The organism is Paenibacillus sp. P4_A7 (assembly GCF_056402455.1).
Map to the genome: position 1 here is coordinate 1 of NZ_JBFUHJ010000143.1, position 12400 is coordinate 12400.

General features: G+C 38.2%; 12 protein-coding genes. 4 read left to right on the top strand and 8 right to left on the bottom strand.

Annotated features, from left to right (window positions below; genetic code table 11):
* Nucleotides 1-411 precede the first annotated feature (411 nt).
* The 6 genes from AC1DWN_RS17495 to AC1DWN_RS17520 form a co-directional block, all read right to left on the bottom strand.
* Nucleotides 412-2376: a hypothetical protein gene (locus AC1DWN_RS17495; RefSeq protein ID WP_477560187.1), complete on the bottom strand. Its 1965-nt coding sequence runs from the start codon at nucleotides 2374-2376 to the stop codon at nucleotides 412-414.
* Between the two features lie 377 nt (nucleotides 2377-2753).
* Nucleotides 2754-4532, bottom strand: coding sequence for an ATP-binding protein (locus tag AC1DWN_RS17500; protein WP_477560188.1), 1779 nt, complete (start codon nucleotides 4530-4532; stop codon nucleotides 2754-2756).
* A gap of 16 nt (nucleotides 4533-4548) precedes the next feature.
* Nucleotides 4549-5601: an SIR2 family protein gene (locus AC1DWN_RS17505; RefSeq protein ID WP_477560189.1), complete on the bottom strand. Its 1053-nt coding sequence runs from the start codon at nucleotides 5599-5601 to the stop codon at nucleotides 4549-4551.
* A gap of 383 nt (nucleotides 5602-5984) precedes the next feature.
* Nucleotides 5985-7562, bottom strand: coding sequence for a recombinase family protein (locus AC1DWN_RS17510; protein ID WP_477560190.1), 1578 nt, complete (start codon nucleotides 7560-7562; stop codon nucleotides 5985-5987).
* Entirely contained in the window at nucleotides 7546-8997 is a 1452-nt protein-coding gene (locus tag AC1DWN_RS17515; protein ID WP_477560191.1) for a recombinase family protein, read from the bottom strand. Before AC1DWN_RS17515 ends, AC1DWN_RS17510 begins: the two co-directional genes overlap by 17 nt.
* Nucleotides 8998-9004: 7 nt before the next feature.
* Complete coding sequence (locus tag AC1DWN_RS17520) at nucleotides 9005-9163, bottom strand: hypothetical protein (RefSeq protein ID WP_477560192.1); 159 nt, start codon at nucleotides 9161-9163, stop codon at nucleotides 9005-9007.
* 33 nt (nucleotides 9164-9196) lie between these two features.
* Here AC1DWN_RS17520 and AC1DWN_RS17525 point away from each other — a divergent pair, with 33 nt between their 5' ends.
* Nucleotides 9197-9541 carry a helix-turn-helix domain-containing protein gene (locus AC1DWN_RS17525; RefSeq protein ID WP_477560193.1) on the top strand — a complete coding sequence of 115 codons (345 nt, stop codon included), beginning with the start codon at nucleotides 9197-9199 and terminating at the stop codon, nucleotides 9539-9541.
* Nucleotides 9542-9657: 116 nt separating this feature from the next.
* On the opposite strand, the gene AC1DWN_RS17530 is transcribed toward AC1DWN_RS17525, so the two are convergent.
* Nucleotides 9658-9903 (bottom strand): hypothetical protein, encoded by a 246-nt coding sequence (locus AC1DWN_RS17530; RefSeq protein ID WP_477560194.1) that lies wholly within the window; start codon nucleotides 9901-9903, stop codon nucleotides 9658-9660.
* 102 nt (nucleotides 9904-10005) lie between these two features.
* Here AC1DWN_RS17530 and AC1DWN_RS17535 point away from each other — a divergent pair, with 102 nt between their 5' ends.
* From AC1DWN_RS17535 to AC1DWN_RS17545, 3 genes are read left to right on the top strand one after another with little or no spacing between them, the layout of a single operon-like run.
* Entirely contained in the window at nucleotides 10006-10293 is a 288-nt protein-coding gene (locus AC1DWN_RS17535) for a recombinase family protein (RefSeq protein ID WP_477560195.1), read from the top strand.
* A gap of 51 nt (nucleotides 10294-10344) precedes the next feature.
* Nucleotides 10345-11823: a recombinase family protein gene (locus AC1DWN_RS17540; protein ID WP_477560196.1), complete on the top strand. Its 1479-nt coding sequence runs from the start codon at nucleotides 10345-10347 to the stop codon at nucleotides 11821-11823.
* A gap of 4 nt (nucleotides 11824-11827) precedes the next feature.
* Nucleotides 11828-12040, top strand: a complete 213-nt coding sequence (locus AC1DWN_RS17545) for a hypothetical protein (RefSeq protein ID WP_477560197.1) — start codon at nucleotides 11828-11830, stop codon at nucleotides 12038-12040.
* 33 nt (nucleotides 12041-12073) lie between these two features.
* On the opposite strand, the gene AC1DWN_RS17550 is transcribed toward AC1DWN_RS17545, so the two are convergent.
* On the bottom strand, nucleotides 12074-12400 hold a 327-nt coding region (locus AC1DWN_RS17550), incomplete at its 5' end, for a hypothetical protein (RefSeq protein ID WP_477560198.1).

Consider the following 12400-nt stretch of genomic DNA (forward strand, 5'->3'; position numbering starts at 1 on the left):
ACTACAGTGATCGCAACTCCTACAATGGCAGAACCGGCAATAGCAGTCCCGACAGATGCACCACCAACGCAACTCCAGCCGAAGTTACGACAGCACTTGAAATAGGTGTAATGATTGCAGTGCCAGCAGTTGTGGAACCAATAGCTAATACTGTAGCTGTTGCGACATAACCAACTCCCGCAGCTATAGCTGTATCTTTTGCACTCTTAGCAACAGTGCAGAATTTGGAAATAATGGGTGATCCAGTATGCCTAGTAATTTTACATTTTTCTCATTCTAATAAGAAATTGTGCATTGTTTAATTTCTATTTCAGAATCTATGTAATTTTGACCTTGTTTTTTGCTTGTTTAATCAAATAAGTGTAAGGGTATATCAACAGTTTTTTAATTTCTGTTATTTAAAGTAATTTATTACTTGAAACTAATATCGAATAAAGTATATAGTTCGTCTTTAATAGGCATTAATGGTGTATAGAGTTTATGATATGATGTAGCAATTGCTCCTTTGTATAAGATTAGTTCAGGTTGGTTGGAACCATTATTAAGGATATGCTTTTGTGCAATACCTGGGTATTCATCAATATAATATATTTTAGTTATTCCTAATTGGTATGCTTTCTTAGAACAAAGTTCACAAGGACTAGCAGTGGTGAATAGATAGCCTCCCTTAATCCCCATCCCACCATATTTAGTTAATTGTAAAAATGCATTTTCTTCAGCGTGTAATGATCGGGTATGAACTTGATTATCTTTAGTTGTACTTCCGTTATACAAGTCTTTGAAACAATAGGTAAATACTCTATCGCTTACATCGGGATTGTTTAGCTTATGTTCTGCTTTATTTTTGTAAAATGCTTTAAATTCTTTGTCTGTTCTTTCAAACTCACTAAAGGTACTTTTATCATTACCTTTAATTAATTTTGATAAGCTTCTGAGATTGCAAGGAATTTGACCTTCCGGAACATCATTCCATCCAATTGTTTTCACTGAGTAGTTGATATCAGTGACAACTGCGCCTACTTGTCGGGAAAGACAACCAGAATTAACTTTTGCAGTAAGAGCTACTTGCATGCATCGTTCGATATTAGTAGGGGTAATTAGCCCAGGATGCATAATTAAAGTGATGTACTTAGCTAATTGTTTTTTAAGTTCATGATAGTTACCATCATCTTCTTGAGGATTAAATAAATGAATATCAGCTATTTGTAAACACTCAGGTATATTTTGATTTGTGAATTTTTCTTTAGTTTTATTTTTGGTTTGTGCTCCGCTTTCAACTTCATCGATTTCATCAATGTCTTTTTCATTTAATAAGTTTGTTCTTATTCTTGTTTTCCTATCTCCTTCTAAAGAATTTATTGAAAATAGATGAAATGCTGAATAGCGGTCTTTAAAAAATGTAATTTCATAAGGGTTCCTGAAAGCATCTATTACAATCAAGATTTTCTTTTCTCTCTTGAGATGTTTAATGTAATCTCTGAGTAATTTAACTAAATTATTAGTTCTTTGTGATAGTTCTAATACGTTTCCCGGCTCAAAATCTGAACAGAATGCAAAACCCGAAGTTCGTATATTATTACCTAATGCTTGTAAAACTTGAGAACTTAATTTAGGTTCTAATTCATCTAATAAATCTCTAAATTGCTTTGAAAATGAAGGGAGTTTCTCGAAGTAAAAATTATATGCATTATACATTTCGTTATATTTAGGTTTTGACTTAGATTCATTATTTTTGTGGGTATAATGATGTTTTACTGTTTCTCGAATATCTCTCATTTCATTAAATAATTCTTCAAATGTTTTATCTAACATTGGTAGCGTATTTTTCTTTAATGCAGTCTGTACTTCTGTTATTAGGGTACTATTATTAAATACATCTGTAAGAACATATGTATTTTCTTGTTTTCTTTGAAGTTGTAATTTAGTTAATTCTTGTATGAAGTCTGAGTAAGTGTAATCAAGCAAAAAAGTTGAAATTATATTACTTACTTTAATAACATTAAAAGGACGCCAGTTGGATTTCAAATAATGATGCACTATTTCATATTTTCTTTCTTCATTATCAGTAAAATTTGAATGAATAACTTCAGGAGGATTAAAATCCTCAAACATTGTACTGTTTAGTAAATTTGCTGTAGTAGAACAGCCAGAACCTGTTTTACCGGTTAAACCAATTAATATGAATTTTTGTCTTTCTTCTAGCAATAAATTAATTGCTTGTGCAGCAGCTTTTGATTCATCTTTTTCATTAGATTTATTGACTTGTCTTTTATGAGAAAGTTCACAATTATTGTTATCGTCTTGATTTGTTTCTGTAACAGAAACTGGTTGATTGGTTTTTTTTATTTGGTCTTCTGCTAAGTTATCTTGAGTCATTCCACAACCTCCTGTTTACGTTCTGTGAAAATAGTATTATATTGGTACAAATTAAACAATATTGGTACAAATTAAACAATGTTAACGCCACCAAATACTTGTCCATACTATAGAACGGAACAGGGTAGCAGTAAACCTGGGTTACCACAGATTACTGAGTATTTGAATGTTGAGGAAGCTGAAAATACTCTGTAGGGTAAAAGGCATCTTGTTCATTTTTGATGATATTTAGCAGAATGCCTTTTCAGAGTTCTGATAATTCGTCATTTGATCAAAAAAAACCCTTTGAAATCTTGGAATAATGTATTTTTACTGTAAGTATATCCTAAATAGTCCTATAAAAGTAATCTGGTGTGACTATTATCCTTATTTTTCATTTAATTTCTACTCTGTTTTCGTAAATTTTCTACAGCTTGTGCTAAATTCACTTTATCACCACTATTTTGCCATCTATCCCAGAACTCAATTGTAGAGCTTTTTGGTGGATATTTAGGCTTATTTAAAATTATTCTTGTAGGTAATAATGTAGAATCGCCAACCACCACAGCTTCTCCGACTTCAAGTCCCGGAAGTACGTCCAATAAACCACCCATAGTGTCCGGTAATAAGTTTTTAACTACTGACTTATCCCGTTCATTCGTTAATCTCAGAGATATAATATTATTACATTGACTTAATATCGTGGTGCTGACATCTGACGGACGTTGACTGACAACAAATAGTCCAATACCATATTTACGCCCCTCTTTAGCGATTCGTTCAAAATTTTCAAGTGATTTGCGTTCGGTCGTATTCTGAGGCGAATTTGGTAAATATAAATGTGCTTCATCACAAATCAATAAAATGGGATGTCTACCTTTATTGTCACTACCAGGATCTAACCAGAATTGTATTTGGTAAACTAATCTAGCTACTAAGCTTACAATTATCGGAAGAATATCTGAAGGTACTTCCGAAAAGTCAATTATTTTAATTCCAGGTTTTTTATATCCATCAATACCGGAATGTCCCATAAGAGTATTAGCGATTTCGAATAATGAATCGTACTCGTAGTTTTTTTCTGGAGCTTGAAATAAAAAACCATAACGCCTATCTTCAATTTTGTTATTTAATCTAATAAGCATTCTTGTTAATTTATCGTAAAGGGGTCCTTGTTTTGTTTTTGCTTGTCCTGCGTTGGAACCTGTCTTGTAAACTTCACCGGTATCCATCTCCTCAGTGTTTTTTTGCTCTAAAAATTTAATAATGCTTTCCATATGAAAAGGAATTGGGCTGTTCACAGTAAAACTATCTAAGACGTCCTTTTTACCTAAAGAAGTCAGAGTTGCTTTCTTTATTTCTGTTATTGCTTCAAGGACTGCCATAGATTGGTTTGGTGCCGACTGCTCTGAATGGTCAATAATTAATGATTGAATTTCCTCAAAATTCATAAGCCAAAAAGGTAAAAAGAGAACATTATCATCAGGAGAAGTTAAATCACCGGGTCCAGCGATTCTAAGTTGTTGTGTATAAGGAAGTCCAGTGTATTCACCGTGTAAATCAAATAAGATTATGTTGGTATTTTTGAGCTGGCTTGCTTGTTCAAGTATTGTTGCCACGGACCAAGACTTACCTGAACCTGTACTCCCTAGTAAAGCAGCATGTCGTTGAAAGAGTTTGTCTGCATCAAGATAGGTTTTAGCTTTTCGATCTAATGTATATACTCCTATCTCTAGAGGATGTACTGATTCACCATTCTCTGCATTTCCAATAATACTCATGAACTTTTCAAGTGACGTACCTTCTAACGGAAATACAAACCGATTAATATCAGGTAAACTTAATATTGCTCTGGTAAAGTGATTGAACTTTGTACCATATCGAGCTAAGTATGTACCTACGAGAGTAACCTGAATTGTATTCATTTCACTTGGAATCTGGTCCATTGGTATCTCATCTGATTGTTCTTGAATTTTGTACTCAATCGGATCTCTCCATACTCTATTAACAAGACCAACAACCCACTCATTGGCATCTTGTCCTTGAATTGCAACTAAACGTCCGACGCGTGCTTGTGATAATTTTTCAGCCGAAGTCACTCTAATAAATATCTGAGATGTATCAACTCCCCTAACTTCACCGATAGCCATATGTTCTGCAAATTGAAATATAGACATGTTCAAGCCTCCATTTTTATAAAACTCTCTTCACAAATTGATCTAAACTCCAGATTGGATCATCCCAAGTACCCTCTTTTTGATTAAAGTACCATTTTGTTTTTAGGTGATCGGCTTCTTCCAATGCAATGATTTGTTTGTAAGAATTGATTAGTTCTTTAGCGGTAGGAGAAAGCCATTTAGTTATGATTAAACAGTCTACTCCAGACTTTAATCTTTCTTGAAGGACAGTTTGAAGATGGACATCATTAAATCCGTATCCGATTATTAAGATTGAATTAGATCTCTGAATACAATCATTAGCTATTTCTCTATGAAAGTTCATTATGGAATCCGTTAGGCTACTTTTGAATTTCGTGCTGCCAGGTGTAATAATGACTCGTTTTGCTCCATCTAGCTTTTGGAAAGATTCGTATGTATCTCCATTAATTCTTTGCCAATACAACGAACCATGAGGCTTTAATAACCTGACACGAGGAATTTTCTTGTATCTTACATTACCCCGATGGTCAACTGTAGGATTTAATTTGTAGGTGTCATTTTTTAAATGATCTTGATCAAACTTCAAAATGAAAGTGCCTTTAAAGCCGGTACAACTTTTAACTTCAATTAAATCGCAAGCATACTCCACCAGATGATCATAATTCGGGGTGATAACATTTAATGTTGGATTTTCTGGAGGAAGACTATCTATCAGATGTTTGAGTAATTTAGCAAAAGGATAGTCGCTCAATTGTAATTTTGGAATTGAATGAAGTGCTTCAAGATCTTTTAAGTGTACTAGTTGAGCCGTTTCATCAATAATCAGCTCCAACAATTCATTGCAGATAGTAATTTTATTTAAACCTTCTTCAAATCCGAATTCTTTTATAACCTTCAAGCAAGAATCCCACTCTGTTGAGATAGCATTATTACCGTTACTTAATTTAGGGATCCTTGTCTCCAAATGTTCGAGTAGTTGTTTCATACCAGGTAAACCCATTGATAAGGAGAGACCCRTACCGACGATAATTATAGGTCGTTTTCGAATGAAGTCTTGAATATAGACTAAACCTTCTTCAAAGTTCATGATTTCCTCGAGTTAATTGTGACTTTATATACTTAGTGTAATATTCGGCAAATGTTTACAATTTACCTCTTTTTGTAACATCACTAAAGAGCGAGATTTTTAAAATGTCTTTTTGAATATGCACCCAATAACCGAGAAACGTTTACCATCCTAAAATCCTGTCCATACTGGTGAATATAGAACATGGACAAACCCCAGTGTACAAGCACTTTCTGGGCGTTCTATCTCGGTAGCCGGGTAGGCTACCGATCGGGTGCCTATCTCGTTACCGAGATTTTGGCACCCGCGAAGGACAAGCAGACCCATTAACCGAGAACTTGTCCACATTCAGAGGAGATAACCAAGACAACTTAAAAACCGACCGTCTTAGTTAAGACAGTCGGTTAACTGATGGTCGTTCTTACAAGGCTGCTTCTGGTTTGGATAGCTATATCTCCATGTGTCACTACTTTCTTGCTATCAATGGCTTTTGGAGTAAGTGTAGCTTGCAGAACCAGATAGGTAATCATTTTACGAATATCGTTATCATTGTCGTGACTAGTCATGATACTGAGGGATTTGATATTACGCGTGATTTCAGCTTGATTTCCCTCAATCAGTTCGAGGTACTGAGCGCTCTTGTCTAACTGATTAGTTTCTGCTTTCAGTTTTCTGATCCGGTTGGATAGGTGTTCCTTCTGCATAGTAAGGATTTGAACCATTTTGGTGTTATTGTCAATGGTTTCAAGATCTTTCACCACAGATGCAAGGCGTTTGGATTGATTTTCTGCTATTTGCAGTTGATGTTCAGTTCCATCTAATTCGACTTTCGTCTTATTTAATCTATTAGTAACGAGTTGACGCTCCTTCAATAGCTCGTTATATACATCCAAGCTAACGGTTTCTAGATTTTGAGATTTCAAATCATTCAACACAGCATCAATGACAGCATGCATCCGATCTAGCTCGATCTTATATTTGCAAGTAGGKCAGCAATACCACTTCTTCCCGTAAAGTTTACTTCGTTTCTTATCAAACGTAGTTTGGTCCTTACCAACCAAAATACCTTTACAGACTGAACAATACAGTAGATTGCTTAGGAAGAAGCTCGTTTTATACATTTTTGGGTTAAGGTTTCCGGTCTTTCTCTGCTCGAAGATCGTCCAGGTTTCTTTCCATTCATCCAGACTCATAATAGGCTCAATCAAATCACTTTTAATCATCAACCAGCTTTCAATTGGAGTAATTGAATTTCTTGAACGTTGGGATTTGCGATGATGGGACATGTAACCAGCGTAAAAAGGGTTCGTAATAATCCAACGTATAGTTGCTTTATTAATGGATTTACCGATTTCATCGCTGACCAAATGGGCAATGGATTGGAAACCCTCTCGATTGCGATACAACTCATACACACGTCTTACAATTGTTAATTCTTCTCCGCATTGAGAAAAGGTTTTGGTTACTTTGTCATAGCGATAACCAAAGGGGGCTTTACCGCCAGTCCATTTTCCTTTTATTAATATACTCTTAGCGGTATCTCGGGTACGAATTCTAGTGTTATCAACTTCCATTTTAGAAGTCCCATCCTTGATAAGATCAACAATAAAATCCCCAGAGTCATATAAGCTCTCGGAACTGCTGATGACAACAGGAATATTGCAACCGGCTAAAATCATTCGGATCTTCTGATGTTCCATTGGGTTTCGTGCGATACGGTCATGATGGTTAATTAAGACGAAATCAAATTTGCCGTCAATCGCTTCTTTAAGAAGAAGGGAGATTCCCTTCCGGTCATCTAGCTTCTTTTTTCTAGCGGATACGCCAGCATCTTCGTACTCACATGTAATGGTACATCCATATTTCTTTGCAAATTCATAAGCCATGGACCGCTGGGTTTCCATCGTTTGTTTATCCGTAGAATGGCGCCCATAGAAAGCGCCCCTCATCCCAGGCTGTATGAGATCAGCTAACGCCAACATGTAGAATCACAGCCTTTCCTTTAAACGGATCTCGAAATTGAATACAAAGTGAGGGAGTGTCAATCTCGATGCGATAGACAATGTCCCGAATGAACTCTTCTCTTTCACAGTCGCTATAGGAGAGAACCTCGGTTATTAAATCAACTGATTGTTGAAGCTCCTTTATTAGATGGAACTGTTTCTGCAATTGATCAAGCTCCAAGGGATAATAATGTTGCATTTCCTCTTCACGACGAATGCAATTGTGAAGGTAGAATAGCTTATCCTGTAATTCTGGTGTTGGGGATTGAAGCCATGATGCGGTATCTACATAAAGACTCTGTTTATATAAATGAATTGCCTTTTTGCTTTCAGTAATGGAGTCTTGGTAAAACTGAATCAGGTTCCCGTGTGTCAGCTGGTACAGTTCAGGAAAGTTGGTCTGAAACTGCGCCGTGACGAATTTTGCACACTCCTCCAAAATCGTTTTTTCCAGCAACTCAGGAGCGAGACGGATGTAATTATGGCTTTTACAGGTGTAATATCTTCTTGTACTGATATCCGTTTTTTCTTTGCCAAACATGGCATTGTCACATTTGCCGCAAAAAATCAAATCGTCAAGAATCATAGGGACTCTACTAGTTTTTCGAGAGCGAGATTGGATGAGACTTTTCATCCGTTCCTGTGCCTTAATCCAACTTATTTCGTCAACGATACGGAGCCTTTCATTCTCAATCTCTACATACTCACCAAATTCCTCGATTTTTCGAATACCTTTATAAATGGTGTTTCCAATCAAACTTTGGATTCGATTGTAATCCCATTTGGCTGGAAACCAATCATGTGACTGTATATCTCGAATAAAATCTGAGAACGTACCACATTTGGTCTTAATAATCGCATCATACAGTTTATAGATCGTCTTAGCCTGCTCCGGATGTTGATCATAATTCTTGTCCTTATCAACAACGTAGCCATAGGCAATCCGTCCTTGTGCATGTTTCCCTTGTTTCGTCATCGTATATTTTGTTTCTTTGATACGTTGGACGATTTGATTGGCTTCACGTTGATTGAAACCTGCGATGATCAGCTCGAAGAATTCACCGGCTGGAGAGTATTGGATCGGTATTTCATTATCTGCGGTGAATACAACTATGATTTGCTTGGAGCGGAACAGTTCAAATATCTCCATCGACTGTACAACATTTCTGGCTAAACGATCACGCTTATAAACGTAAACCGTTGAGACTATACCATTTTCTATGTCGTGAATTAAACGACTTAAATGTGGTCGTTCGTGAATTTTGGTCTTTCTTGCCGATACAGCTTCATCCAGATATAGATCATCGAATAAGATGCCCTTCGCTTTAACTTTCTCTAGAGCAAGAGCTTTTTGCATATCAATAGAATGCTCCTGCGTTTTAATGGAAGATCGAGCATACAATACTGTTTTCATTGGCTATTCACTCCTCTTCAGGGCTTTGGTCAAGATGTTCAGCGATAAGCTGCTTCTTCAGCAGTGTGACGTATAACTCCATCCATTTACGTGCGGCAAGTGGGTCGTGAATATGACTAATGGACGAAATTTGCAACTCAGTGGTACGTGTTCTCTTGCGGTTCAAGGTGTTATTCCTCCTAAGGTGGTGATGAAGAAGATGAGTAATTTCGGTCAACAGCTAAGGCAGATCAGACAGCAGAAAGGGTTCGGACTGAATGAATTCGCCAAAGAGATAGGGGTGTCACCCGCGTATTTAAGTAATCTGGAAACGGGAAAAACACAGACCATCCAGCTGGAGATATTGAGTAAGCTGCAGCAAGAACTACATATGATCATTAACGAAGATGTTCCAGAGAACGATCATACAGTGTGGCGTGCAGAGCGCATAGGCGAATTGCTGTTGGACATGCACCGTACCAATCCAATTGCTGCTGATTACTTGATGACGATGGTGGAGCAAGGAGTGGAGCTGTTCACAGCTGGATCATCCGACATCCATTAAGCTGTCCTAAACATTGGGAAGGTATTCATCATTGTGAATATCTGTTTATTATAGTGAATAATCCGATGACGATAAGGAAAGCCTAACCCCTGTATAAGGAGTTAGGCTTTTGGCGTTTAGTCCGTTTTTTCGGAGGTGGGATGATTCTGCGCCATCATTATTTGGTAGCTTGAATGGTTATCTCTGCCGAGCTTCTGCTGTAGCCAAATGTCAGCCGCTGCACGTTTTAGACGAATTTCAAAATCATTGAGGCGATTCAATAGAAGATCTGAGAATGAGTGCTGTTGCAGATCGGACAATGATGTGAAGCTACTCCGTTCGTCATGATGTTCAATAGTAAAACGGACTTTGAGTTGTCCCATAACATCACCTCGATCTATTCTATGCGGCAAGGTTGAAGGGACAACCCCTTGATTTAGCATATATACAACAGGACAAGGATAAGTATGAACAGGAGGCGTGTCATGAGCGAGAAACAAAGGGAAAACGAGGTGTGTAGCCTCCGTGCGGTTATGTACTGCCGGTTCTCGAGGGATGAACAAGCACGAGTGGCTGTCTCACTGGATGAACAGCAGAAAAGGTTGAAATCATATTGTCGGGCAATGGGATGGATGGATCAGGTTCAGCTTTTTGTCGATGATGGTTGTCTGGCTGAAAAATTATATCGTCTAGAGTTAAAAAGATTACTAAAATCGGACTACTATGTGGTATCTACTAAGTTGTCCCATAGCATCACCGGAACACCCCCTTGATTTAACATATATACAACAGGACAGGCATAGGTATGGACAAGGGGGGAAGTCATGAGCGGAAAACAAAGGGGAAATGAGGCATATAATATCCGTTCTGTGGCTTTATACTGCCGGGTTTCTACCGATGAGCAAGCACGAGAGGGTGTCTCGCTTGATGAACAGCAGGAACGGTTAAAGGCTTATTGCCGGGCAATGGGCTGGACGGATCAGGTTCAGCTTTTTGTCGACGACGGTTATTCGGCTAAAAACTTGGATCGTCCGGAATTAAAGCGGTTGCTGCATGCAGTGAAGAGTGGAAGCGTATCACGTATCATGGTCACCAAGCTCGATCGGATGAGTAGGCGGTTACTAGATTTACTTAATCTAATCGACATGTTCCAAAATTTTGAGGTTTCTTTTGTATCCATTAGCGAATCATTTGATACCAACACTCCATCTGGTCGTCTTACGCTGCAGGTTCTAGGAGCGGTTGCTGAGTTTGAGAGGGAGCGTATTCGCGAACGCGTTTTTGAAAATATGTTTCACGCAGCCACCACTGGAAAATGGTTAACGCAAAGTCCATACGGGTATGACCTATTGGACAAGTCCTTAGTTATTAATGAAAAGGAAGCAGATATAGTAAGACGTGTGTACGACTTGTATCTGATTGAGGGGCTTGGCTTTTATTCTATTGCGAAGAGATTAAATGAGGAAGGCATTCCATCCAGACAGCGGAAAGAGTGGTCAATTCGAGCAATTAAGTTGATGTTAACTAATCCCGCTTATAAAGGTACTTTGGTCTGGAATCGGAAAGATTCGAGCAAAAAAAAGCGTAAAGACAAGGATGAATCGGAGTGGGTGAACGTGGAAGAATGTCTCCCAGTCATTATTGAGAAGTCGATATGGGATGGTGTGCAAAGGCGAATGGGACAGACGACCATGGCTCCAAGAGCCCAGACAAGCCCGCATCTGATGGGTGGTATGCTCAGATGTGGAAATTGTGGATCCGGTATGAGCATCGGATTCTCAGGTTCTCCTAACAAACGATACCGCGTCTATCGTTGTTCTGCGAATAAGAATAAAGGGACTTGTACCAGTAAGCAGTACCGTGCCGATTCTGTCGAAGAATGGTTCAAGGAAGGGTTACTGCAACTCGTTGAAGATACTTCCGGTATCCTGATGATAATGGCGAAGGAAGCGGTCGTAAAGTCCGAGRGGGAGCAACTGGAGCAAAAGGGAAACACTGCGAAAGCACGCTATAAGCGAAAAATAGAAGCCTATACCTCCGGTTTAATTGAGCTTGATGATTTAAACGAGGAGAAGGCAAGACTAGATCATATATTATCCGGGTTGGAGATGATGGATCATGGGGAAGTCGAAGCAGTAGATATGGAGCAGGTTCAGAAGGAGTTAAACGATAAAGTGAACAATATTATTAGCGCGATGCATTTGCTTCCGGTCGAGCAAGCTAAAGGGATTATTCAAACGCTGATACAATATGTGATCGTCCATGGCAATGAGGATATTGAAATTCGCTTGCAGCCGTTATAAGAGGATGGATAAGTATTGGTACCTCATCTGTGGTGACGTGGACGAAATGATGATCGTGTATTCGAATGATAATGATGTGGATGAACTAGCGGAGCAATATGTGGTTAATTCGGAATATGAAATATTCAGCATTACTGATCCAATTGAAGGAGTAAGTTTAATTAATTGTCGATCGAAGGAACCACCATTTTTACTGCAAACGAAAAAATATCATTAAGATGCCCCCGCCGGATATGGACGGGGGTTACGTTCATTCCTGTGGTTGGGGAGGCTCATCGCCGAGCATTTCATATAAATCCTCGGCAGCGTCTGGTAGATCGTATTTTTGATCCAACTCAATATCTGCTTCATCATAATCATCAGTAGATAATTGATGCTGACCGCTGATAGAGAGTGCAGCTTCGTCGTTTCTCGAACGTCTTTTTTTACGGGGCGGGGCATTAAGATCTTCTTTGAGTGGTTTGCGCTGGGATAATAGGAGCAGTTCGGATTCTTGCTTGGCAAATTTCAATTTTAATTGTTCCACTTCAAGCTTCCTCTCATATTCCATACGCAGTAGATCGAGCTGATGTTGATG

Excerpts from the sequence above, each read along its gene's own strand:
- AC1DWN_RS17535 (WP_477560195.1), top strand. The coding sequence starts at position 10,006 with ATGAGCGAGAAACAAAGGGAAAACGAGGTGTGTAGCCTCCGTGCGGTT.
- AC1DWN_RS17515 (WP_477560191.1), bottom strand. The coding sequence starts at position 8,997 with ATGAAAACAGTATTGTATGCTCGATCTTCCATTAAAACGCAGGAGCAT.
- AC1DWN_RS17500 (WP_477560188.1), bottom strand. The coding sequence starts at position 4,532 with ATGTCTATATTTCAATTTGCAGAACATATGGCTATCGGTGAAGTTAGG.
- AC1DWN_RS17545 (WP_477560197.1), top strand. The coding sequence starts at position 11,828 with ATGGATAAGTATTGGTACCTCATCTGTGGTGACGTGGACGAAATGATG.
- AC1DWN_RS17495 (WP_477560187.1), bottom strand. The coding sequence starts at position 2,376 with ATGACTCAAGATAACTTAGCAGAAGACCAAATAAAAAAAACCAATCAA.
- AC1DWN_RS17525 (WP_477560193.1), top strand. The coding sequence starts at position 9,197 with ATGAGTAATTTCGGTCAACAGCTAAGGCAGATCAGACAGCAGAAAGGG.
- AC1DWN_RS17530 (WP_477560194.1), bottom strand. The coding sequence starts at position 9,903 with ATGGGACAACTCAAAGTCCGTTTTACTATTGAACATCATGACGAACGG.